We start from the raw sequence: 22,811 nt of genomic DNA on the forward strand, positions 1-22,811 counted from the left end.
CATGGCGATCATCGCGCTGGTCTCCGCGAAGGGATCCCCGGGCGTCACCACCGCCGCGCTGGCCGCCGCGCTCACCTGGCACCGACGGCTCGTCCTCGCCGAGTGCGACCCGGCCGGCGGCTCGATCCTCGCCGGCTTCCTGGGCGGCACGCTCGACGGCCCGCGTGGCCTCGGTGAGCTGGCCGTCGGCGAGCTGCGCGACGGCAACCTGGAGACCGCCTTCTGGTCGCAGCTGGTCGACCTGGACGCGCCCCGGCGGGAACGACTGCTGCTGCCCGGCGTGGTCGACCCGGCCCAGTCCGGCAGCGTCACCCCGCTGTGGCAGCGCTTCACCGACTTCTTCACCGGGCTGGAACGCGGCACACCCCCGTACGACGTGCTGGTCGACTGCGGTCGGCTGCACGTGGCGAACCCGCCGTGGCCGCTGCTGCGCGCCGCCTCGGTGGTGCTCGTGGTGACCCGCGCCGAACTGCCGGACCTCTCCGGCGCGCAGGCGACGGTCAGGGCGATCGAACGGGACTTCGCCGAGCACCGGGTGCCACCGGGCAACCTGCGGCTGCTGCTCGTCGGCGACGGGCACGGGCGCACCGAGATCAGCCGGGTGCTGCGCCTGCCGGTGATCGCCCGGCTGCCGGAGGACCCGCGTACCGCCCGGGTGCTCGGCTTCGGTGGCACCGTCCGGGCCGGACGGCCGCTGATGCGCGCGGCGGCCGCGCTGGAGGTTCCGGTCGGCGCGCTGCTGGACCGGCGCCGCGCCCGGCTGGCCTGGCCCGTCCCGCAGGGAGTCCCGGATGCGCTTTGAACCCGTCTCCACCGACCCGCGCCGGCAGCCGCCGGAGACCGACCCGGTCACGCCACCGAGCGCCACCCCGCCGAGCGTCACCTCCGTCACGCCACCGCTCGCCCCGGCGAACGACCGGCACCACGCGCCACCCGTCGCCCCGGCGCCGCGGCCACCCCGGCCCCGGGTCGACTTCCAGGTGGTCCGGGACCTGCGCCGCCAGCTCAGCGAACGACTCGCCCTCTGGCAGCGCGGCCGGGAGTTCAGCCACGACGAGGAGGACACCGAACGGGCCCGGCTCGCCGTGGCGGTGGTCTCCGAGTACGCCGACTCGGTCCGCCGGGCCGGCACGCCGATGCCCGCCGACGAGGAGCGGCACCTGCTCGACCAGGTGACCGCGGAGCTGGTCGGGCTTGGTCGGCTGCAGACGCTGCTGGTCGACGAGACCATCGAGGAGGTGCACATCCTCGGCTGCGACCAGGTGCGCATCACCCGCCACGGCGGCGGGATCGACTGGAGCGAGCCGATCGCCGACAGCGACGCCGAACTCGTGGAGATCCTCCAGGCGGCGGCCCGCCGGGCCGGGGCCACGGAACGCTCCCTCTCCACCTCGAAGCCCACTCTCGACCTGCAACTGCCCGACGGCAGCCGGCTCGCCGCGGTGTTCCTGGTCAGCCACCGCCCGTACGCGGTGATCCGCAAACACAACACGCTGGACGTGAGCCTCGACGACATCGCCGGCTCCCGGCCCGACCTGGACGAGATGGTCGATCCGCTGCTGCGCGACTTCCTCCGCGCGTCCATGCGGGCCGGGTTGAACATCATGGTCGCCGGGCTCGCCGGCGCCGGGAAGACCACAGTCATCCGGGCCCTGATGAACGAGATCCCGCCGGACGAGCCGTACGTGCTGCTGGAGGAGAGCCGGGAGCTGCTGCCGGCCCGCCGTAAGGCGCGGCACCGGGCGGTGATGAGCTTCGAGGCCCGGGAGGGGCACGGGGAGCGGGGGCTGGACGGTCGGCCCGCCGGGGAGGTGACCATCGCCGACCTGATCCCGGTCTCGCTCCGGATGGGCGTACTGCGGATCATCGTGGGCGAGGTCCGGTCCCGGGAGATCGTCCCGATGCTCCAGGCGATGACGACCAGCCGGGGCTCGATGTGCACCATCCACGCCCGTACGCCGGCCGGCGTCGGCGAACGCATCGTCGAGCTGGCGCTGGCGCACGGCCGGGAGATGACCGTCGACCAGGCGCGCCGGATGGCCGGCAACGCGCTCGACCTGATCGTCTACGTGACAGTGGAGGACGAGACCGCGATCGGCGGTCGCAAGCACCGGTTCGTCTCGCACGTCGAGGAGGTGATCGGCGCCGGTGACGCCGGCCGGATCACCACGACCACGGTCTTCGGCCCGGGGCCGGACGGCCGGGCGGTCCCCCGTCACCTGCCGGAGCGGGTACGCGACCAGCTGCTCCGGGTCGGCTACGACGCGCGCCTGCTGAGCCGCTGGATCGAGGCGGGCACCGGGGCCTGGCGGCGGCCACGGCAGACCCGACTGGCCCGGCGGTGACGGCGTGCGGGACGACGTCGAACTGATCGCGGTGGTCTCCGGGGCCGCCTGCGTGGCCGGGCTGATCCTGGCGGTGGTCGCGCTGGTCGGCACCCGGCGACCGGCCGGGCCCGCCCCCGGTGCCGGTCCCGGTCTGAGCCGGCTCTGGTACGGGTCGGGCAGCACCCCCGCCGAGCGGCGGAGCCACCAGGCCCTGCTGGTCGGCGCGCTGCTGGCCGGGGCGGCGGCGTTCCTGCTCACCGGCCTGCCCGTGGTCGGTCTGCTGGTCGCGGTCGCGGTGCCCGGCACCCCCTGGCTGTTCAATGTGGGCCGGGCCGAGCAGCGTGCCATCGCCCGGATCGAGGCGGTCGGCGAGTGGACCCGGCGACTCAAGGACGTCTCCGCCACCGGGCAGGGGCTGCAGCAGTCGATCATCCACACCGTCGGCACCGCGCCGGAGGAGATCGAGGAGGAGGTACGGCTGCTCGCCGCCCGGCTCCAGGCCGGCTGGCTGGGCCGTTCCGCCCTGCTCGCGTTCGCCGACGAGATCGGCGACCCGGTCTGCGACCAGGTGGTGGCCGCGCTCATCCTGCACCTGACCGACCGCGGTGACCGCCTCGGTGACGTGCTCGGCTCGATCGCCACCGCCGCGGCCGCCGAGGTCGCCACCCGGCGGGAGGTCGAGGCGAAGCGCACCCAGCCACGGTTCGCGGTGCGCTTCCTGACCGGGATGACCCTCGCCACCCTGGTGTACGGGCTGCTCAACACCGAGTACATCCGCCCGTACGCCACGCCGGTCGGCCAGCTCGTGATGGCCGCGCTCGGCGCCACCTTCGTCGGCCTGCTGGCCTGGGTTCGATCGATGAGCAGGCCGCAGCGGGCCGCCCGCTTCCTGCCCGCCCCCGATCCGGAGGAGGCGATCGCGTGATCATGTACCTCAACTGGCAGCTCGGGATCGCGGTCGGCGGGGGCTCGGCCGTCGGGCTCGGCCTCTTCCTGGTCGTACGCGAGTTGGCGCCGGCGTCCCCCGCGCTCGGGCCCGCGCTGCGCCGGCTGCACCAGCCGGCGGGGGCCCGACCGCCCACCACACCGGCCGGACGGCGGCTGGAGTGGCTCACCGGCCTCTCCCGGTGGCTGCGCCCGCCGCACCGGCAGCTCGCGCTGATCGACCAGACTCCCGAGCAGTACGCGCTGTCGCTGCTGCTCTCCGCGCTGATCGGGCTCGCCACGCCCACCCTGCTCGGGGTGGCCTGCTTCGTGCTCGGCATCTCGCTGCCGCTGGCGGTGCCGGTGCTGGGCAGCCTCGGGCTCGCCCTGGTCGCGGCGTTGCTGGCGCACCGGTCCGTGCTCGCCCGGGCCGCCAAGGCGCGGGAGGAGTTCCGGCAGGCGGTCTGCACCTACCTGGATCTCGTGGCGTTGCAGCTCTCCGCCGCGCACGGCCCGGTGCAGTCCCTGGAGCGGGCCGCCGCGGTCTGCGACGGCTGGGTCTTCGACCGGATCGCCGAGGCGCTGCGGATCGCCCAGATGCAGATGCACTCCCCCTGGGACGAGCTACGCGACCTCGCCGACCGGATCGGCATCCCCGAACTCGGCGACGTCGGGGCGATCATGCGCTCCTCCGGCAGCGAGGGCGCGCAGGTCCACGAGACCCTGCGCAGCCGGGCCGACTCGCTGCGCGACCAGATCCGCACCGACAACCTCGCCCGGGCCGAGGGGGTGACCAGCCGCCTCGACATCCCGGGCGCGTTGCTCGTCTTCGTCCTGCTCGGTTTCGTCGTCTACCCGTTCATCGCCCGCATGTGACCCGACCTGATCCCGCTGTGACCCGACCTGAGCCCGCATGTGACCCGACCTGACAAGGAGCACGCCATGTCCCTCATCACCTACGTGCACGTCGCGTTGACGACGCGCCTGGCCGAGCTGCGCCGCGACGGCGAGCGCGGCGACAGCCCGGTGCCGACCGCCGTCATCATCTTCGGCCTGGTCTTCGTGGCGACGATCGTCACCGGCCTGGCGCTGGCCAAGGCGGAGGACTGGATGAACGGCATCCCGGCCCACAGCAACCCGACCAAGCCGTAACCGGCGATGCATCGAGCCGCTCACCGCCGGGGGCGCCGGGCGACACCCGCCGTCCGGCGCCCCCGCGCGTCCGGGCCCGGCCGACCCCGGCGCGGTGCCGTCCGCCGGGCGGTCGGCGCGGTGGTACGGCGGTCCGCCGCCGGTGCAGCGGATCGTGGCGCCAGCCCGGTCGAGTTGGCGGTGGTGATGCCGCTGATCCTGGTGCTGCTCTTCGCCTCGGTGCAGGTGGCCGTCTGGTTCGTGGCCCGGTCGACCGCGCTCAACGCCGCGCAGAGCGCGGTGAACGCGCAGCGGGTGCACCAGGCTCCCGCGGACGCCGGCACCGAGCGGGCCATCCGGTTCCTCCGGGCCTCGGGTGACTGGCTGGTCGGCTGGGACCGGCCCGCCCCGACCTGCCAGACCACCGCCACCGAGGTGACCTGCACGGTGCGTGGCCGGTCCCTCTCGGTGATCCCCCTGGTGAGCTTCCCCGTGCGGCAGACCGCCCACGGGACCGTGGAACGGTGGACCACGTCGTGACCCGCGACGGGCGACGGGGTTCGGTCTCCATCGAGGTGGCGGTGCTCGCCCCGGCGTTCATCGCGCTGATCGTGCTGGCCGGCGTGACGGGGCGCAACGCGGTGGCGGCCGAGGCGATCGAGGCCGCCGCGCACGACGCGGCCCGAGCCGCCTCCATCTCCCGGGACGCCGAGACCGCTCGCGCCGAGGCCCGCGACGCGGCCCGCCGGCAGCTGGACTGGCGGGGCCTCGCCTGCACCGGCGCGCCGACGCTCACCTTCACCGGTTCGGTCGCCGGGCGCTCCACCACCTTCAACGCGGCCTTCGGCAGCCGGGCCGGGCAGGAGGCCTCGGTCACCGTCCAGGTGAGCTGCACCGTCTCCTACGAGGACCTGCACCTCTCCGTGCTGCCCGGCATGCCGGCCGGCGACGCGATCTCGGTGAGCTTCACCTCGCCGCTGGACCGCTACCGGAGCAGAGGATGACCGCCGGGTCGGGCCGCGACGCGGGGCGGGTGAGCATCTTCCTCGCGGTGGCGATGGTCGGGGTGCTCGCCGTCATCGGGCTCTCCTACGACGGAGCCGGTCAGCTGCGTACCCTGCAACGCGCCGACAACCTGGCCGCCGAGGCGGCCCGCGCCGGCGGGCAGGCCGTCGACCGGGCCACCGCGATCGCCGGCGGGCCGAAGCGGATCGACAAGCGGCTCGCCCGTGCCGCGGTGGTCGACTACCTCGCCGCCGCAGGCGCCGCCGGACACACGGTCAGCTTCCCCGTCGTGAACGGCGAAACCTTGATCAGGGTCCGGGTCACCATCACCTACCGCCGGTCGATGCTCGGCCTGTTGGGCTTCGACGACACCATCACCGTCAGCGGTGAGGCGACCGCACGCGCCCTCACCGGACCGTAGGGAAGGAAGGCAGCCATGGGTCGCTCCGCGGTACGCCGGACCGGACGGATCCTCACCGGGTTCGGCGCGCTCATCCTGCTCGGTACGGTGCTGGTCGGCGCCCCGGTGGCGCTGCTCGCCCTCGCCGGCAATCCGCTACCCGACCACGTGCCGACCCTGGCCGAGGTCGGCGCCGCGCTGACCAGCCGCGACGACGGGCAGCTCTTCCTGCGGGCGTTGGCGCTCGTCGGGTGGTTCGGCTGGGCCACGTTCACCCTCTCGGTGCTCGTGGAGCTCGGCGCGCAGGCGCTGCGCCGGCCCGCGCCCCGGCTGCCCGGCATGAGCCGGCAGCAGCGCGCGGCGGCAGCGCTGGTCGGCTCGGTCGCGCTGATCGTCGCCGCCGCCCCGGCGGCGAGCGCGGCCACGACCGCCGGTCAGGCGTACGCCGGGCCGACGCTGAGCCACCCGGCGGCCGTCTCCCAGACGTACGCCGCTCCGGCCACCCCGCTGGTGACGGCACCGGTGACGACGGGTACGCAGGTGCGGGAGACGCAGGCCGGTGACCGGCCCGTGTACCGGGTCGCCAAGGGCGACTACCTCGGCGCGGTCGCCGAGCGCTACCTCGACGAGTTCGCCGACTACCGCGAGCTGGCCCGGATCAACCGGCTCGCCGACCCCGACCGGATCCACCCGGGGCAGCTGCTCAAGCTGCCGCAACAGGCGGCCGACCGGGGTGTACGGCCGCACGCGACAGGCCGTCTCGTGCAGCGTCCGTCGCCCCGCCCCGCGCCGGAACGGGTCGCCGGGGCCCACGGCACCCGGCCGGCGCCGACCACACCGGACGTCCAGGAGGGGAGCGGCACCGCCGCCCGACCCGACGGCGGAGCGCCCGCGTTGACGGTGGGGGCGGCCCGGGCGGTTGAGGCGGACCGGCTGAACCGGCCGCTGGCGGTCTCCGCCGTACTCGCCGTCGCGAGCATCGTCGGCGCGCAGATCGGTGCCGTGCTCGGGCTGCGCCGCCGCCCGGTCACCGCCGGAGCGCGGGCGGGTGCGGGCGGTCAGCTGCGGGCGCTGCCCAGTGGCCAGGCCGGCGCGCACGCCCGGGCCGCCGGTGAGCTGCCGGTGGGGCGACACCGCAAGGACTGACTTGGGTGCCGGTGGGAGGCGGGCCCCTCACCGCGCCACCACGGTCCTCTTCGGGGCCGGCGCCTCGCCGGCGGCGCGGCGCGGTTCAGGGCAGCCGCGCCTCGATCATGCCGTTGCGGATCCGGGTGGGCAGCACCTGACCGTCGCTGCCGGACGGGCCGTGCACCACCTCGCCGCCGTTGAGCCGGAACGTGCTGCCGTGCCACGGGCAGACCACGCAGTCGTGCCCGTCGACCTGCTGCACCTCGCCCTGCCCCAGCGGGCCGCTCTGGTGCGGGCAGCGCTCCAGCATCACTGTCACGTCGTCGCCGTGCCGGTAGAGGATCACCGAGACGTCGTCGATCTCCTTGGTGATCAGCTGCCGCTGCGGGACGCTCGACAGGTCACCCAGCGGGTGCCAACCCTGGCTGATCAGGTGCAGCTCGGAGATGCTCTGGCTGACCTGCGCCCCCTGCTTGTACGCCAGGTGCCCACCGATGTAGGCGCCGACGCTGGCGATGCCGAGGCCCGCCATGCTGAGCGCGCGACCGATCCCGTGCCGGCCGGAGAGGCGGGCGGCCACGGAGCCGCCGTAAAAGACCACCGCGACGGTGTTCGCGGCGGCGTGCACCAAGCCGACCCGACGCTGGTCAGGGGCGAGCGCCGCCCAGTCGTTGAGCCCGGCGACGGCCGCCGGCACGGCGCTCACCGTGCCGAAGGCGGTGAGGGTCGTGGCGGCCCGGCGCTGCCCGGGCATCAGGTCGAGGACCGCCGCGCCGATCCAGGAACCGACGGGCACCTGCACCATCGCCGGGTGCAGCGGGTGGCCCAGCGGCACACCGTGCAGCAGGTCCCGGATCCGCTGCGGTCGCAGCACCGCCTGGACCGCACGCTGCAGCGGGTCACCCACGCGGTCCAGCCGGGTGTTCTGCTCGATCTTCGTCAGTAGCGCTCGCACGGGTACCGACTTCCCGGTCCTCGCCGTCGCAAACCGGTCGCCGGGGACGGATCTGTCGCGGAGCGTGGCCGCCACCCGATCCCACTGTGAGGGCGCACGCGGCCGTGGCCGACCCCGGCCGCCCCCTGGCGCGTTGGCACCCGCGCGGGCATCCTGTGCCGATGGGCGTACGGGTCGAGCGGCGCGGAGCGGTGACCACGGTGATCCTGGACCGGCCGGCGGCGCGTAACGCCGTCGACGGGCCGACCGCGCGGTCGCTCGCCGACGCGTTCCGCGCCTTCGACGCCGACCCGGACGCCTCGGTCGCCGTGCTCTGGGGCGAGGGCGGCACGTTCTGCGCCGGCGCGGATCTGAAGGCGATCGGCACGGCGAGCGGCAACCGGGTCGAGCCGGACGGGGACGGCCCGATGGGCCCCACCCGGATGGTCCTCGGCAAGCCGGTGATCGCGGCGATCTCCGGGTACGCCGTCGCCGGCGGTCTGGAGCTGGCGCTCTGGTGCGATCTGCGGGTCGCCGAGGCGGACGCGGTGCTCGGGGTCTTCTGCCGGCGTTGGGGCGTCCCCCTGATCGACGGGGGCACGGTCCGGCTGCCCCGGCTGATCGGCGAGAGTCGGGCGATGGATCTGATCCTCACCGGCCGGGCGGTGCCGGCGCCGGAGGCGTACGCCATGGGGCTGGTCAACCGGCTGGTCGCCCCGGGCGCGGCGCGGGCGGAGGCCGAGGAGCTGGCCGCGGAGCTGGCCCGGCACCCGCAGGCCTGCCTACGCAACGACCGGGCGGCGGTGCTCGCCGGCAGCGGGCTGCCCGAGCCGGCGGCGATGGCGACCGAGCTGGCGTACGGCATGGAGTCGTTGGCGGCGGACGCGGCGGCCGGCGCGGCCCGCTTCGCCGCCGGGGCGGGCCGGCACGGCGCCGCGGCGCAGTGACCGCATCGGCGGACGCCGCCGGGAGGGTGGGTCCTCCCGACGGCGTCCCGGTGCGGATGGTCAGTTCCGGATGATGGTGAAGGTCGAGGTCGTGTTCCTGATGTCGACGTCGTTGTCGGTCAGTCGGAGGTTGTTGAAGGTCGCCGAGCCGACCGCCGGGCCCTGACCCGGCTCCGGCATCTCGTTGACCCAGATGGCGAAGCCGGACTTGGCGTCGAAGGCGTCACCGCTGCGCCGCGCCCCGGAGATCGAGACGTTGGTGAAGACGGTGTCGGTGACCGGGTTCTCCGGCTGGCTCCCGGTGTACTTGGTCTGGAACATGATTCCGGAGTAGGAGGGGTCCACGATGTCCACGTCGGTCACGCGGATGCCGCGGAACTCCTTCGACGCCGAGAAGATCCAGATCGCCGGGAAGGTCTGCGCACCCCAGAAGTGGCCGCCGGACCGGATCAGTGAGATGTTCTCGAAGCGGGTGGGTGGGCTGGCCCCGAACCCGATGAAGGGGTAGCCGAAGTCCAGCGAGCTGATGGTGAGCCCGGAGTAGGTCAACTGGTCCGCGATGTAGAGGTTGCGGAACACGTTGTCGTAGCCGCCGTAGACGGCGATGCCCGCCGCCCGCCAGGTGAGCGTGGCGGTCAGGTTCTCGAAGACGTTGCCGTGGTTGGACGTCGACGCCCCCTGGTCGGTCGCGGAGAAGAGCGCGAACGCGTCGTCCCCGTTGGAGCGCCCCTCCGAGTTGGCGATCAGGTTGTTCGTGCTGCCGTTGGTCATGTTGACCGCGTCAGCGAAGGTGTTCCGGAACCGACTGTTCGTGATCTTGAGGCCGCTGACGCTGACCCCCCAGTAGCCGCAGACGGTGTGCTCGACCCAGACGTTGTCCAACGTCATGTTGTCGACGTCCTTCAGCTCACCCCAGACCTTCCCCGGCCCGTCGATCCGGTTCGTGTAGTTGCCGAAGAAGGCGAGGTGCTCGAAGGACGACCCGCTGGCCGAGGGCTCCACCCGGAAACCGGCGTCGGTGTTCTGCTGCGACGTCGGCGTCTGGAAGCGGGTGAACCACATGCCCGCGCCGACGACCTTGACCGGCTTGCCGTAGACCTGGAGCTTCTGGGCGGTCTCGTACGTGCCGGCTGGCAGGTAGACACCGGTCAGGTTGCCCGACGTGTCCATCCGGACCGCGTCGAGCGCGTTCTGCACGTCGGAGTGGCTGAACCCGTTCGGCACCGCGTACCGGGCCGGATCCGGGTTGGCCCGCGGCGACACCTGCTCCAGGTTGATGAAGTCGATGGCGTACGTGGTGTTGTTGGCCGGGTCCTTCTGGAGGCGGATCCGGCTGCCCGCCGGGATCGTGGAGTTCAGCAGGACGTTCGCCTCGTCGTAGAGGTGCCGGGGCGGGCCCGCGCTCGGCGAGTCGCTCGGGCTGGCCTCCGCGCCGTACAGCCAGATGTGCTTCGAGGTGAGGCTGATCGGCTTGTGCAGCACACCGTTGACGTAGATGTTCAACGTCGAGTTGATGCCCCCGCCGCCCGGCGCATCCGGGATCGAGAAGCGGGTCACCAGGGCGTTCGCCGGCGCCTTCGTGGTCCACTCGACGAAGGCGCCGTTGGTGTTGAGGGTGACGGCCCGCCGGCCGGAGGCCTCACCGCCCAGGTCGCCGATGATCCGGTTCGGCCCGACCGTCTGCGCCCCGCCGCCGATCGTGCCCTCCTCGGCCTCGTACATGTCGTACGGCAGGTTCGCCCCACGCCCGACGAAGAACGGCCGCTCGCTGGTGTTGTTCTGCCGCTTCACCGGCAGCTCGTTGGCGTCGTCGGCGAGCACCACCCGGACGGTGTACCGGCCGTTCGCCGCCGTCCAGCTGCCCAGGTTCACCGGCCCGGCGCTCGCGCCGGCCGCGATGGTGCCGCTGTACGAGCCGGTCAGCGTACGGACCACGGTGCCCGAGTCGTTGACCACGGTCAGCGTGATGCCGTGCGCGCCGCCCGCCGAGGCGACCGTGCCCTGGTTGCGGATGGTCACCGCGAAGTTGACCGTGGCGCCCGCACTCGGCGTGCCGGGCGACCAGGTGACCGCCGAGGCGACCAGGTCCGAGCTGGCCACCGGATTGACGGTGAGCGCGTTCGGGCTGGTGTAGCTGTTGTTCGCCTCGTTCTGCTCGATCACCGTGTTCGCCTCGTCGACCTTGGCCACCAGCTCGTAGCTGCCGGCGTTACGCGGGCCGATGTTCGCCGAGACGGTGGTCGACGCCCCGGCGGCGAGCGCGCCGACGTTCGCCGTGCCGACCTTCGTCGTACCCAGGTAGAGGCCGACGGCCGTGGCCGCCGCGCCCGCGGTTCCCGCGTTGCGGACCGTGGCGGAGAGGGTGATCGCGTCCGTCTCGACCGGCGTCGCGGGTGACGCGGTGAGGGCGGTGACGGTGAGGTCCGGGTTCGGGGCCGGTACACCGATCACCTGGAGCTCGGCGACCTGCCCGTTCGACGAGCCGGAGTTCGCGGTGAACTGGAGCCGGATGTCGGCGGCGGTCGCCGAGACCGGGATGGTCACCGTGTTGCCGCTCGCCGGGCTGAACGAGTAGGTGGCCGACCCGACCAGCGTGCTGAACCCGGCGGCCGACTGCTCCCGGCCGAACACCTGGAACGTCTGGGTGCGCGGCCCCCAGGCCGGGTCGGGGTTGAGCTTCACCACCAGCGAGCTGACCGTCGCGTTCGCGCCGAGCGCGACGGTCAGCGTGCTCGGGTACGCCCCGGGCGCGCCCTCCCAGTAGGTGGTGACGTCGTCGTCGTTGGCGTTGACGGCGTTGAAGATGTGCACCACCGAGGAGGCGGTGATCGGCTTGTCGACGGCCAGGTTGGTGCCGCCGGGTGTGCTGCCGGGGCGGGTCACCGTGTTGCTGTTCGCCGACACGTTCCCCGCCGCGTCCCGGGCGCGGACGAAGTAGGAGACGGTGGCCGAGGCAGGCTGGCTGTCGGTGTAGGTGAGGGTGGAGCCGTTGACGCTGCCGCGCAACGCGCCGTTGGCGTACACGTCGTAGCCGGTCACCCCGACGTTGTCCGTGGACGCCGTCCAGCTCAGCCGGATCTGGCCGCTCGCCGGCTGGGTGTAGGCCAGGGTGCCCGGCGCGGTCGGGGCCACCGTGTCACCGGTGCTGCCGGTACGGGTCACCGAGTTGCTGTTCGCCGACTGGTTGCCGGCGGCGTCCCGGGCCCGGACGTGGTAGGTCACCGTCGCCGAGGCCGGCTGGGTGTCGGTGAAGGTGAGCGTCGAACCGCCGACGCTGGTGCGCAGCACCCCGTTGGCGTAGACGTCGTAGCCGGTCACCCCGACGTTGTCGGTCGACGCGGTCCAGGTCAGCCGGACCTGGTCGGGCGCCGGCTGGGTGAAGGCGAGGTTGCCGGGCGCCGAGGGCGGCTGGGTATCGCCGGTCGCCGGGCCGTAGACCTCCAGCTCGGAGAGCTGCCCGGCGGGCCAGCCGGTGTTCGCCGTGAAGAGCAGGCGGACGTACCGGGTGGCGGCGTTCGGCACGGTGACGGTGACCGAGTTGCCGGAGCCGGGGTTGAAGGCGTAGGAAGCCGAGCCGACCAGGGTGTCGAAGCTCGACCCGTTGGTGCTGCCCTGCACGGTCAGCGTCTGACTGCGCGCGCCCCAGCCGCCGGGCAGCTTGAGCACCACCCGGTTCACGTTCACCGCGGCGGCCAGGTCGACCTGGATCCACTGCGGGAAGGCGTTGTTGGCGCTCTCCCAGTAGGTGCCGGCGTTGCCGTCGTTGGCGTTGGCGGCGCCGTAGACGTCGGAGTGGCTGCTCTCCGCCATCGCCTTGCCGAGCGCCAGGTTGGTCGACGAGGTCGCCGCGCCGTACACCTCCAGCTCGGCGAGCTGGGCGGCCGACCAGCCGGTGTTCGCGGTGATGTGGACGCGGACGAAGCGGGTGCTGGTGGCGGGGAAGTTGATGGTCACGGAGTTGCCGCCGGCCGGGCTGAACGAGCGTCCGGCCGAGGAGACGATGGTGCTGAAGCCGCTGCCGTCGGCGCTGCCCTGCACGGAGAGCGTCTGGGTGCGCGCCTCCCAGCTGCCGGGCAGCTTGAGCGTCACCTGGTCGATCGACTGGCTGGAGCCGAGGTCCACCTGGGCCCACTGCGGGAGGGCACCGCTGCTCTCCCAGTAGCTGCCCTGGTTGCCGTCGGTCAGGTTCCCGGCGGCGTAGGGGGCGTTGGTGCTGCTCGCGGAGGTGTTCTTTCCGGCGGCGAGGTTCGGGCCGCCGGCCGCTGCGGCGGGTGGCGCCGGGGCCGCGGTGACGGCCAGGCCGATCGCGGCGAGCACCGCGACGGCTCGGGTACGGAATCTGGACATGGTTGCGGACACCTTCTTCCCGGGGGACGTGGAGAGGCGTGTGCGGTGGTGCGGGGTGCGGGGTGGAGCGGGGGTGTTGCGGGCGCGTCGGTGGGGCCCCGATCGGCGGCGGAGCCCCACCGGCGCACGTCAGGTGGCGTAGACCTCGAACTCGGCGAGCTGACCGGCGGGCCAGCCGGTGTTGCCGGTGAGGGTCAGCCGGACGAAGCGACGGTCACCGGCCGGTACGGGGATCGACACGGTGTTCCCGGACGCCGGGTCGAAGGTGTAGCCGGCCGAGCTCTTCAGCGTGCTGAACGAGGAGCCGTCGGTGGAGCCGAGCACGGTCAGCGTCTGCGTACGGGTCTGCCAGGCCGAGGCCGGCGGCAGCTTCAGCACCAGCCGGGACACCGGTCGGGCGCTGCCCAGGTCGACGGTCACCGACTGGGGGAAGGCGTTGTTGGCACTCTCCCAGTAGGTGTTCGCGTTGCCGTCCACCGCGTTGCCGGCGACGTACACGTCGGAGTGGCTGGTCGCCGAGATCGGCCGTCCGGCCGCCAGGTTTCCGGTGGGCGGGTTGGTGGGCGGCGGGGTGGAGCCGTCGCCGTACACCTCGAACTCGGCGAGCTGCCCCGCCGGCCAGCCGGTGTTGCCGGTGAAGGTCAGCCGGACGAACCGGCGGTCACCGGCCGGCAGGGCGACGGAGACCGTGTTGCCCGACGCCGGGTCGAAGGTGCGCCCGGCGGACCCGGCGAGCGTCGTCCAGCTCGATCCGTCGGTGGAGCCGAGCACGGCCAGGGTCTGCGTACGCCGCTCCCAGCCGGCCGGCAGTTTCAGCTGTACCCGGTCGACGTTGCGCGCCGTACCCAGGTCGACGGTGATCGACTGCGGGAAGCTGTTGTTCGCGCTCTCCCAGTAGCTGGCGGCGTTGCCGTCCACCGTGTTGGCGGCCACGTAGTTCTGGGTGGAGCTGGTCGCGGTGACCGGTCGGCCCAGCGCCAGGTTTCCGCCCGTCGGCGGCGGATCGGTCGGCGGCGGGTCGGTGGGGGGCGGGTCGGTCGGGCCACCGCCCCACCGCGGCTCCGGCCAGGGGCCGCAGTACGGCGTGGGCGTGTACCAGCCGGAGTTGCCGGGGCCCTGGGTGATCTGGAAGCCGCTGCCGACGCAGTTGTGGATCGGGTTCGACTGGGCGATCCCGGTGGCCCGCACGTTGGTGAACGACACCTGGCTGGGCGCCTGCACCTGGAGGGCGTACGTGCCCGCCCCGTCGATGCGGACGTTGCTGAAGTTGATCCCGCTGGTGGCGCCCTCGATCCAGTGCAGCGCCGCGTACGAGCTGTCCAGGATGTCGGTGTCGGTGACGTTGATGGTCGCGTTCTGGATCGGTTCGTTCAGTGCGGAGAACCAGATCGCGCCGACGCCGAACCGCCAGTTGTAGTCCGAGTTGCCGTTGCGGATCAGCGTGTTCCGGGCCACGGTGATCGTTCCGGAGACCGCGGTCGGGCCGTTCACGCCGGGGTACCGGTTGGCGACGTGGATGCCGCCGCCGTTGGTGACCGAGTCGGCGGTCACGTTGTCGGTGATCTTGATGTCCCGCCCGCCGTACGTCACCAGGTGATTGGCGAGGATCGTCACGCCGATCGTGTTGAACGTGAACGAGTTGTTGACGTTCGGCACGCTCTGCGCCCACATGGCCAGCGCGTCGTCACCGGTGTTGCGGACGAACGTGTTCGTCACCGTGGAGTTGGTGACGCCCCAGTGGAAGTTCACCCCGTCGGCGGTCTGGTCCAGGATCCGGCTGTCGCGGATGGTGAAGTTGTCCATCGGGCCGTCCATCCAGGCGCCGACCTTGGTGTGCTGCATCCAGACGTTCTGCACCACCGAGTTCGACATCGCGCCGCCGATGGCGTTGACCTGGTGCTCGTCCACCCGCTCCCGGATGTCGCCGATGATGGCGAAGTCCCGCAGGGTCACGTTGCGGCTCGGACCACCGGCCTCGTGGGCACGGATCTCACCGCTGTAGCCGCCGCCGGGGACGTACTTGCCGTAGATGCCGGCGGCACGTTTGCGGTCGGTGGGGTGCCGGCCGCCGAGCACCGAATACCACGGTCCTGCGCCGCGCAGGGTCACCCCGTCCACCACCACGTGGTCCCAGAGGGTGAAGGTGCCCGTCGGGATCCAGACCGCCCGGCCCTGCGCCCGGCCGGCGTCGACAGCCGCCTGGAACTTGGCCGTCGAGTCGGTGGCGCCGGTCGGGTCGGCGCCGAAGTCGGTCACCACGTCCAGCACGTTCGCGGGCTTGCCGATCGCCGGCGCGACCAGCTCGAAGTCGGCCAGGTCGATGGTGAAGGTCGGCGACTGGGCGGTCGAGGAGACCTGGAGCCGGATCTTCGTACCGGTCGGGTAGGTGGTCCCGAACATCGTCCGGGTCTCGTCGTAGAAGTGGTGCGGGTTGGTGTCGCCCGGGTTGTTGTTGAACGGATAGCCGCCGTAGTACCAGCCGTACCGGGAGGTCACCGGGACGGCCTTCACCAGGGCGCCGTTGGCGCGCAGGTCGATGCTGGCGTCCCGGCCGGTGCCGGCGGCGTTGTCCGGGATGCTGTACCGGAAGGTCACGGCGTTGGCCGGCTCGGTGAGGGTGAACTCGACGTACTCGCCGACGGAGTCCAGGGTGACCGCCTCGCGGCCGGACGCCTCGGACGGCAGCGTGCCGTAGTACCGGTCCGGGCCGATCTTCGTGCCGGTGTGCGCCACCTCCTCCGCCTCGTGCTCCACGAACGGGACGTCGGCGCCCCGCCCGGAAATGTCGAACGGGGAGAGGCCGGCCGCCTGGGCCGGGGTCGCGGTGCCGGTCAGCGCGAGAACGGTGAGCGACGTCGCGGTGAGGGCGGCGGCGGCGAGGGCGGCCACCCCCGCGCGGGCGCGGACTCTTCGGGGTGGGTGGGCGGTGGCGTGTTCGGGCATGAGCTGGGCTCTCCCTCTCGTCGGTGGTCCAGATCCCCCCGTGCGTTGCGGTCCCCCCGAGGCGGTGCGGTTGCGGGCGACTACCTCCGTTTCGGTCTCGGCCGGCGGTGCCGGCGGGCGAATCCGGGGCCGGCGGCGGGACGGTGCCGCCGGGTGGTGCGGGCGCGGTGCCGGCGGCGGGACGCCAGCCGCCGGCACCGGGCGATCAGGCCGGGTCGGACCCGGCGGAGACGGGTTCGGCGGTACGCAGCCAGACGGCGGTGTCCGGCGGCAGCAGGTCGTCGTCGAGCGGGCCGCTGGCGAGCAGCCGCTCGGTGTGCGGCGGCAGCGGCACTGCGGCGCCGGAGAGGTTGACCAGGCAGGTGAAGCCGGCCGAGCGGCGGTACGCGAGCACCCCGTCCGGCGCGGGCAGCCAGGTCATCTCCCCGTCGCCGAGCGCGGGCTCGGCCCGGCGGATGGCGAGCGCGGCGCGGTACAGCTCCAGCATCGAGCGCTCGTCGCCGGCCTGCGCCTGGGCCGTCCGGTCCTTCCAGTCGGTCGGCTGCGGAAGCCACGGCGCCCCCGTCGTCTCGTCCGGGCTGAAGCCGAACGGCGGCGTCTCCCCGGACCAGGGCAGCGGGACGCGGCACCCGTCCCGGCCGGGGTCGACTCCGCCGGAGCGGAAGTGCATCGGGTCCTGTCGCAGCTCACGGGGAATGTCCTCGACCTCCCAGAGGCCCAGCTCCTCGCCCTGGTAGACGTAGGCCGCACCGGGCAGCGAGAGCGACAACAACGCGGCGGCGCGAGCCCGGCGGGTGCCCAGCTCCAGGTCGGTCGGGGTTCCCTCCCGCTTCGCGGCGAAGCTGAACGTGGTGTCCGCCCGGCCGTAGCGGGTGACGTGCCGGGTCACGTCGTGGTTGGAGAGGACCCAGGTGGCCGGCGCGCCGACCGGGGCGTGCGCGCTCAGCGTTCCGTCGATGCTCTCGCGCAGCGCGGCGGCGTCCCAGGCGCAGCCGAGGAAGTCGAAGTTGAACGCCGCGTGCAGCTCGTCCGGACGCAGGTAGTTGGCGAACCGCTGCCGGTCCGGCATCCACACCTCCCCGATCAGCGCCCGATCGGGGTACTCGTCGGCCACCCGCCGCCAGGCGCGATAGATCTCGTGCACGCCGTCGAGGTCGCGGAACGGGTGCGGCCGCCCGGGCAGGGTCTCCGGCAGCGAACCGTCCTTGACCAGCAGCCCGGCCGAGTCGATCCGGATGCCGTCCACGCCCCGGTCGAACCAGAACCGCAGGATGTCCTCGAACTCCGCGCGCACCTTCGGGTGGTCCCAGTTGAAGTCGGGCTGCTCGGCGGTGAACAGGTGCAGGTACCAGTCGCCGGGGGTGCCGTCCGGATTGGTGGTGCGGGTCCAGGTCTCACCGCCGAACTCGCCGACCCAGTCGGTCGGTCGTTGGTCGCCGTCGGGGCCCCGGCCCGGACGGAACCAGAACAGCTCCCGCTCGGGCGCGTCCGGTCCGCCGTTGAGTGCCGCCTGGAACCAGGGGTGTGCGTCGGAGCAGTGGTTGGGCACGACGTCGACGATGATCTTTAGGCCGAGCGCGTGTGCCTCCGCGATCAGCGCCTCCGCCTCGGCCAGCGTGCCGAAGACCGGGTCGATGTCGCGGTAGTCGGCCACGTCGTAGCCGGCGTCGGCCATCGGGGAGGGGTACCAGGGGCTGAACCAGATCGCGTCGACACCGAGCGTGGACAGGTAGTTCAGCCGGGACCGGATGCCGGCGATGTCGCCGATCCCGTCGCCGTCGCCGTCGGCGAAGCTACGCGGGTACACCTGGTAGATCACCGCTCCACGCCACCACGGACTGCCGTCTGCTGTGGACACGAGCACCTGCTTTCTGCGTTACGTCGGCGGGTTCGCCGGACCTGGATGTGGATCGGGCGCACGATCGTCGAGCGCCGCGCGGCAGGTTACGCCGGGTGGGGGGCTATCCCTTGAGGCTCCCCGTGGTCAGACCGGACATGATGTTCCGCTGGAAGATCAGGAAGATGATCACGGTCGGGATGGCGGCGATCACCGAGGCGGCGATCACCACGTTCATCGGCGTACCGCCCGCGAAGGCGTAGATGCCGACGCTGACCGTGCGCGTCTCCGGTGACGGCATGACCAGCTTCGGCCAGAGGAAGTCCTTCCACACCGCGGTCACGGCGAAGATCGACACCACGCCGAGTATGGGGCGCGACATCGGCAGGATCACCGACCAGAGCGTGCGCAGCGGCGTCGCCCCGTCCATGAGGGCCGCCGCCATCAGGTCCTCCGGGATCGAGTCGAAGAACCGCTTGAGAAGGAAGATGTTGAACGCGTTCGCGACCAGGGGCAGCCAGATCGCGAACGGGGAGTCGAGCAGGTTGACGTGCAGGAACGGCAGGTCGATCACCGTGACGTACTGCGGGACGATGAGGACCATCGCCGGGATCATCAGCGTCGCCAGCATCATCGCGAGGATCGCGTTGCCGAAGATCGGACGGAGCTTCGACAGCGCGTACGCCGCCGCGGTGTCGAGGACGAGCTGGAACACTACCGCCCCGGCCGCGTAGTAGAAGGTGTTGAACAGCAGCTTGGCGAGGTCCAGGTTGTGCCACGCGTCGACGTAGTTCTGGAACTGCGGATCCTGCGGGACGAGCGACGGCGGGGTCTGCGCGATCTCCTGGCCGGACTTCAGCGCTCCGGTCACCATCCAGTAGAGCGGCCCGAGGAAGACGAGCGAGAACCCCACGACCACGACGGCGAGCAGCGTCCAGTAGATCGCCCTGCCGCGCCCCCGCCGGAGCTGGGCGTGCGAGATCAGGGTGCGGGTCCCGGAGTCCTGTGCCATTCCTCGTCCGTCCTAGTCCTGTTTCGCCGTCAGCCGCAGGTAGACGGCGGAGAAGCCGGCCAGCACCACGAGCATGATCACGCCGAGGGCCGCAGCGCCGTTGAGGTCGTTCTGGAAGAACCCGTGCTGATAGATGAGGTACGCGACCGAGGTGGCCGAGTCCTCCGCGCCGGCGCCGTTGGCGAGGATCAGCGGTTCGATGAAGAGCTGCATGGTGGCGACGATCTGCATCATCGCCAGGAGCGCGAGGATCAGCCGGGTCTGCGGGATGGTCACGTTCCAGATCCGGCGCCAGATCCCGGCGCCGTCGAGCTCGGCCGCCTCGTAGAGCTCGCCGGGGATGTTCTGCAACGCCGCCAGGTAGATGAGCACGGCGCTGCCCATGTTCATCCAGGTCGACGCGATCACCATGGCCGGCATCGTCATCTCGGGCGACTGCATCCACTGGGACGTCGGCAGGTGCAGGGCCTTGAGGATCGCGTTGAAGAGCCCCGCCTCGCTGGGGTCGTACGCGTAGAACTTGAAGAGGAAGAGCGCGGAGGCCGGCGGCAGCATCACCGGCAGGTAGACCAGGATCCGCAGGTACCCCTTGGCGTGGCGCAGCTCGTTGAGCAGGATCGCCACGAGGAACGGCACCGCGTACCCGAGGACCAGCGCGAGGGCCGTGAAGTAGAAGGTGTTCTTCCAGGCGGTCCAGAAGCTGGGGTCGTCGAGGATGCGGAGGTAGTTGTCCCAGCCCACCCAGGTGGTCACGCCGCGCCGGGTGCGCTGGAAGCTCATCACGATGCCGCGGATCATCGGGTACCAGGAGAAGACCGCGAAGCAGAGGACCGCACCGATCAGGAACGCGTGCCCGGTGAGGTTGTCGCGCAGCTTGCGGCCGAGGCCCGCGCGCCGGGGCCGAGGCGCGTACGGCGAGGTGGGGCGGCCCGGTCTGGTGGTACCCGGAGCGGTGGTGATCGCCAAGGCAACTCCTGGTGGGTCAGGCACCGGTCGACGGCGTGCCGGTGGGGTGGGGGCCGGCGGTCCGGCCCCCACCCACGGGGTCAGCTCTCCGCGGCGAGGAGCTGGTTGACCTTCTCCTCGGCCGTCTTCAGCAGCGCGTCGAGGTTCGCGTTCGGGTTCGTGAGCACCCCGGACATCGCGGCGTCGAGCACCGCGTAGATCGCCTGCGCGTTGCGCGGCTCACCCTTGATCGGAACCGGGTTCGCCTCGAAGAGCGCGAAGTTGGCGGTGTCGAGGTTCGCGTTCGCCTTACGCAGCTCGAACTCCTGCTTCTGCGCCTCGCTGCCGTTGGCGAAGAGCAGCGGCTGCGGCAGACCCACCGGGTAGTTCTGCGGCTTGGCCCGGACGTAGTCGAACTGGCCCTTGCCCGGCGTCAGCTTCTGGTACGCGATCCACTTCAGGCCGGCCTTGACCTGCTCGGAGGTGAGGCCCTTCTTGAAGAAGTAGCCCTCGCCACCGCCGAGCGTCCCCTTCGCCGCGCCGTCCTGGCCGGGCAGCGGGCCCATCGCCCAGTCCTGGAACTTGCCCTGGAACTGGCTGACGATCGCCTGGGTGGTGTCCGGCGCGCCGATGAACATGCCGACCTTGCCCGCGGCGGCGTTGGTGAGCAGGTCACCCCACTGGAGCAGCTGGCGGCTGCCCATGCTGTTGTCGCCGTACCGCATGTCCTTGAGGTTCTGCAGGACCTGCTTGCCCATCGGGTTGTTGAAGTCGGCCTTCTTGCCGTCCTCGCTCAGCACCTGGCCACCCTGGGAGTAGAGCAGGGAGGTGAAGTGCCAGCCGCCCGTGTTTCCGGCGCTGTACTCCGCGTAGCCGGCGATGCCGTCGCCGAGCGCGGCGATCTTCTTGGCCGCCGCCCGGACCTCGGGCCACGTCTTGGGCGGGTTGTTGACGTCGAGCCCTGCCCGCTGGAACAGGACCTTGTTGTAGACCAGACCCATCGAGTAGTTCTTCACCGGAACGGCGTAGAGCTTGCCGCCGTCGGTGAAGACCTCCTTGAGCGCCGGGTCGACGCTGTCCCAGGTGGAGACCGAGTCCTTGTTGGCGTGCTCGGTGATCTCCATCGCCTGACCGGAGTCGAGCACCTGCTGGAGATCCGTCATGTAGCCGTAGAACACGTCGGTGACGGTTCCGCCGGCCAGGCGGGCGGTGAAGTCCGGCGGGTTGTTGCACTGCTCGCCGACGCTCACGCTCTTGATGATGATGTCGGGGTTCTGCCGCTGGAACTCGACGACGTCGGCGTTCCAGTTCTGCAAAAGCTCCTTCTGAGCGCCGACCGGCTGGCAGTCGACCGTGATGGTGACCTTGCCGCCTGCCTCGTCCGACGCGTCGTCACTCTTCGTGGAGCAAGCCGTGAGGCTGATTCCCAGGCCGGCCACGAGCGCTAACGCCGCAACCTTCCGGTACTGCGGTACGGACATCTGTCCATCCCTTCGGGAACGGGTGTCTCCATGACCTTCGCTGAGCTGCGGTGATCACCACCGCGGCGATGCCCTGCTACTGATCTGCATCCGCCATACGACCCGACCGCGGTAGGTGCGTCGCGAGTCAGGTGTGAGTGGAGTCACTGTAACTACGTGGCTTCATGGCGGCAAGGTATGGATACCACCTTGCAAAGAATCGACTTTGTAACGAGAGATCAAGACAGCGTCTTGAAAGTGGCCCGATAACGCGGGGTTTCATCCACTTTGGGCGGCCGGGCGTTCGAGCCGATCCCGCAATCGACAACGGTCGACGGGTGTGCTCTGCGGGCCCGCCGGAGACGAGACCGGCCGCCGACTGCGGGGAGCGGTCGACGGCCGGGATGCCGTGCGAGGTCGGCTACGCCGTGGCGCGGCCGGGGGCCGGGGCGGTGGAGCCGCGCACCACCAGTTCGGGCTCGAAGAGCAGTTCGTCGTGCAGCACGCCGGCCCCCTCGATCTGGGTGACCAGCAGGTCCACCGCCGCCTGCCCCATCGTCTCGATCGGCTGCCGGACGGTGGTCAGCGGCGGGTCGGTGCAGGTCATGAACGCCGAATCGTCGTAGCCCACCACCGACACGTCGCCGGGCACCGAACGGCCCAACCGGCGTACCGCCCGGATCGCCCCGAGCGCCAGCACGTCGCTGGCGCAGATGATCCCGGTCACGCCCCGGTCCACCAGCTTGCTCGCGGCCACCCGGGCGCCCTCCATCGAGAAGCTGGAGCGCTCGACCCACTCGGTCGGGTCGGCCCAGCCCGCGATCCCGGCCACCGCGGCGAGCTTGCGCCGGGACGGGACATGCCCCTCCGGCCCGAGCACCATGCCGATCCGCTCGTGCCCGAGCGAGCGCAGATGTCCGTACGCCTGCTCCACCGCGACCGCGTCGTCCGTGGAGACCCGGGGGAAGCCCAGCTCGTCCACGCCGGCGTTCACGAGCACCACGGGCAGCCCACGGTCGGTCAACCGTCGATAGTGGTCGTGCGGCGCGTCGGCGAGCGCGTACGAGCCACCGGCGAAGATCACACCGGAGACCTGGTGGTCCAGCAGCATCTCGACGTAGTCCGACTCGGAGACCCCACCGATGGTGCGGGCGCAGAGCGCCGGGGTGAATCCCCGCTGGGCCAGCGAGCCGGTGACCACCTCGGCGAGGGCCGGGAAGATCGGATTCTGCAGCTCGGGGAGGACCAGCCCGACCAGCCGGGCGCGCTCGCCCCGCAGCTTGGTCGGCCGTTCGTAGCCGAGCACGTCGAGGGCGGTGAGCACCGCGGTGCGAGTCGTCTCGGAGACGCCGCCCCGCCCGTTGAGCACCCGGCTCACGGTGGCTTCGCTGACGCCCGCCTTGCGGGCCACCTCGGTCAACCGTTTCGTCACGGCGCAATGCTATGCCAGTCGGCTGCAAGAACTGAACAG

The 22,811-nt window shown here is 71.9% G+C and carries 18 protein-coding genes; 10 read left to right on the forward strand and 8 right to left on the reverse strand.

Annotated elements, in window-relative coordinates; genetic code table 11:
* The first annotated feature begins 1 nt into the window (after position 1).
* From D7147_RS03985 to D7147_RS04025, 9 genes are all read left to right on the forward strand, one after another.
* The gene (locus tag D7147_RS03985) at positions 2-802 is read left to right on the forward strand and encodes a ParA family protein (protein ID WP_120673834.1); all 801 of its coding nucleotides are present in this window, start codon (positions 2-4) and stop codon (positions 800-802) included.
* Positions 792-2,345, forward strand: a complete 1,554-nt coding sequence (locus D7147_RS03990) for a CpaF family protein (protein ID WP_120673835.1) — start codon at positions 792-794, stop codon at positions 2,343-2,345. The genes D7147_RS03985 and D7147_RS03990 overlap by 11 nt, the downstream gene beginning before the upstream one ends.
* Positions 2,346-2,349: 4 nt before the next feature.
* Positions 2,350-3,252 (forward strand): type II secretion system F family protein, encoded by a 903-nt coding sequence (locus tag D7147_RS03995; protein ID WP_120673836.1) that lies wholly within the window; start codon positions 2,350-2,352, stop codon positions 3,250-3,252.
* Between the two features lie 2 nt (positions 3,253-3,254).
* Complete coding sequence (locus D7147_RS04000; protein WP_120673837.1) at positions 3,255-4,127, forward strand: type II secretion system F family protein; 873 nt, start codon at positions 3,255-3,257, stop codon at positions 4,125-4,127.
* A gap of 66 nt (positions 4,128-4,193) precedes the next feature.
* Entirely contained in the window at positions 4,194-4,403 is a 210-nt protein-coding gene (locus D7147_RS04005; RefSeq protein ID WP_120673838.1) for a hypothetical protein, read from the forward strand.
* Between the two features lie 6 nt (positions 4,404-4,409).
* Positions 4,410-4,922 carry a TadE/TadG family type IV pilus assembly protein gene (locus D7147_RS04010; protein ID WP_120673839.1) on the forward strand — a complete coding sequence of 171 codons (513 nt, stop codon included), beginning with the start codon at positions 4,410-4,412 and terminating at the stop codon, positions 4,920-4,922.
* A complete protein-coding gene (locus D7147_RS04015; protein WP_120673840.1) occupies positions 4,907-5,386 on the forward strand; it encodes a TadE/TadG family type IV pilus assembly protein in 480 nt (159 codons plus the stop codon). The genes D7147_RS04010 and D7147_RS04015 overlap by 16 nt, the downstream gene beginning before the upstream one ends.
* On the forward strand, positions 5,383-5,808 hold the full coding sequence (locus D7147_RS04020) for a pilus assembly protein TadG-related protein (protein ID WP_120673841.1): 426 nt from the start codon (positions 5,383-5,385) through the stop codon (positions 5,806-5,808). Before D7147_RS04015 ends, D7147_RS04020 begins: the two co-directional genes overlap by 4 nt.
* 15 nt (positions 5,809-5,823) lie before the next feature.
* The gene (locus D7147_RS04025; protein WP_120673842.1) at positions 5,824-6,933 is read left to right on the forward strand and encodes a LysM peptidoglycan-binding domain-containing protein; all 1,110 of its coding nucleotides are present in this window, start codon (positions 5,824-5,826) and stop codon (positions 6,931-6,933) included.
* Positions 6,934-7,018: 85 nt separating this feature from the next.
* Here D7147_RS04025 and D7147_RS04030 read toward each other — a convergent pair whose 3' ends face one another.
* The gene (locus D7147_RS04030; RefSeq protein ID WP_120673843.1) at positions 7,019-7,870 is read right to left on the reverse strand and encodes a Rieske 2Fe-2S domain-containing protein; all 852 of its coding nucleotides are present in this window, start codon (positions 7,868-7,870) and stop codon (positions 7,019-7,021) included.
* Positions 7,871-8,031: 161 nt separating this feature from the next.
* Between D7147_RS04030 and D7147_RS04035 the strand changes: the two genes are divergently transcribed.
* A complete protein-coding gene (locus D7147_RS04035; protein ID WP_120673844.1) occupies positions 8,032-8,796 on the forward strand; it encodes a crotonase/enoyl-CoA hydratase family protein in 765 nt (254 codons plus the stop codon).
* 60 nt (positions 8,797-8,856) lie between these two features.
* Here the strand turns inward: D7147_RS04035 and D7147_RS04040 are convergent, their stop codons facing one another.
* The 7 genes from D7147_RS04040 to D7147_RS04070 all read right to left on the reverse strand — a co-directional run bounded on the left by D7147_RS04040 (position 8,857) and on the right by D7147_RS04070 (position 22,772).
* The gene (locus tag D7147_RS04040) at positions 8,857-13,143 is read right to left on the reverse strand and encodes a discoidin domain-containing protein (RefSeq protein WP_120673845.1); all 4,287 of its coding nucleotides are present in this window, start codon (positions 13,141-13,143) and stop codon (positions 8,857-8,859) included.
* A gap of 129 nt (positions 13,144-13,272) precedes the next feature.
* Entirely contained in the window at positions 13,273-16,086 is a 2,814-nt protein-coding gene (locus tag D7147_RS04045; protein ID WP_120673846.1) for a discoidin domain-containing protein, read from the reverse strand.
* 205 nt (positions 16,087-16,291) lie between these two features.
* The gene (locus D7147_RS04050; protein ID WP_120673999.1) at positions 16,292-17,944 is read right to left on the reverse strand and encodes a glycoside hydrolase family 13 protein; all 1,653 of its coding nucleotides are present in this window, start codon (positions 17,942-17,944) and stop codon (positions 16,292-16,294) included.
* 103 nt (positions 17,945-18,047) lie between these two features.
* Positions 18,048-18,935 (reverse strand): carbohydrate ABC transporter permease, encoded by an 888-nt coding sequence (locus D7147_RS04055; RefSeq protein WP_120673847.1) that lies wholly within the window; start codon positions 18,933-18,935, stop codon positions 18,048-18,050.
* A 12-nt stretch (positions 18,936-18,947) separates the two neighbouring features.
* Positions 18,948-19,901: a carbohydrate ABC transporter permease gene (locus tag D7147_RS04060; protein ID WP_120673848.1), complete on the reverse strand. Its 954-nt coding sequence runs from the start codon at positions 19,899-19,901 to the stop codon at positions 18,948-18,950.
* A gap of 80 nt (positions 19,902-19,981) precedes the next feature.
* Positions 19,982-21,361 carry an ABC transporter substrate-binding protein gene (locus D7147_RS04065; RefSeq protein ID WP_120673849.1) on the reverse strand — a complete coding sequence of 460 codons (1,380 nt, stop codon included), beginning with the start codon at positions 21,359-21,361 and terminating at the stop codon, positions 19,982-19,984.
* A gap of 400 nt (positions 21,362-21,761) precedes the next feature.
* A complete protein-coding gene (locus D7147_RS04070) occupies positions 21,762-22,772 on the reverse strand; it encodes a LacI family DNA-binding transcriptional regulator (RefSeq protein WP_120673850.1) in 1,011 nt (336 codons plus the stop codon).
* Between the last annotated feature and the right edge of the window lie 39 nt (positions 22,773-22,811).

It is taken from the genome of Micromonospora musae (genome assembly GCF_003626545.1).
Taxonomy (GTDB): Bacteria; Actinomycetota; Actinomycetes; order Mycobacteriales; family Micromonosporaceae; genus Micromonospora; species Micromonospora musae.

What these genes read in the sequence shown, in the direction of transcription:
- D7147_RS03985 (WP_120673834.1), top strand. Translation starts at nt 2, where the DNA reads ATGGCGATCATCGCGCTGGTCTCCGCGAAGGGATCCCCGGGCGTCACC.
- D7147_RS03990 (WP_120673835.1), top strand. Translation starts at nt 792, where the DNA reads ATGCGCTTTGAACCCGTCTCCACCGACCCGCGCCGGCAGCCGCCGGAG.
- D7147_RS04000 (WP_120673837.1), top strand. Translation starts at nt 3,255, where the DNA reads ATGTACCTCAACTGGCAGCTCGGGATCGCGGTCGGCGGGGGCTCGGCC.
- D7147_RS04005 (WP_120673838.1), top strand. Translation starts at nt 4,194, where the DNA reads ATGTCCCTCATCACCTACGTGCACGTCGCGTTGACGACGCGCCTGGCC.
- D7147_RS04010 (WP_120673839.1), top strand. Translation starts at nt 4,410, where the DNA reads ATGCATCGAGCCGCTCACCGCCGGGGGCGCCGGGCGACACCCGCCGTC.
- D7147_RS04020 (WP_120673841.1), top strand. Translation starts at nt 5,383, where the DNA reads ATGACCGCCGGGTCGGGCCGCGACGCGGGGCGGGTGAGCATCTTCCTC.
- D7147_RS04025 (WP_120673842.1), top strand. Translation starts at nt 5,824, where the DNA reads ATGGGTCGCTCCGCGGTACGCCGGACCGGACGGATCCTCACCGGGTTC.
- D7147_RS04035 (WP_120673844.1), top strand. Translation starts at nt 8,032, where the DNA reads ATGGGCGTACGGGTCGAGCGGCGCGGAGCGGTGACCACGGTGATCCTG.
- D7147_RS04040 (WP_120673845.1), bottom strand. Translation starts at nt 13,143, where the DNA reads ATGTCCAGATTCCGTACCCGAGCCGTCGCGGTGCTCGCCGCGATCGGC.
- D7147_RS04045 (WP_120673846.1), bottom strand. Translation starts at nt 16,086, where the DNA reads ATGCCCGAACACGCCACCGCCCACCCACCCCGAAGAGTCCGCGCCCGC.
- D7147_RS04055 (WP_120673847.1), bottom strand. Translation starts at nt 18,935, where the DNA reads ATGGCACAGGACTCCGGGACCCGCACCCTGATCTCGCACGCCCAGCTC.
- D7147_RS04065 (WP_120673849.1), bottom strand. Translation starts at nt 21,361, where the DNA reads ATGTCCGTACCGCAGTACCGGAAGGTTGCGGCGTTAGCGCTCGTGGCC.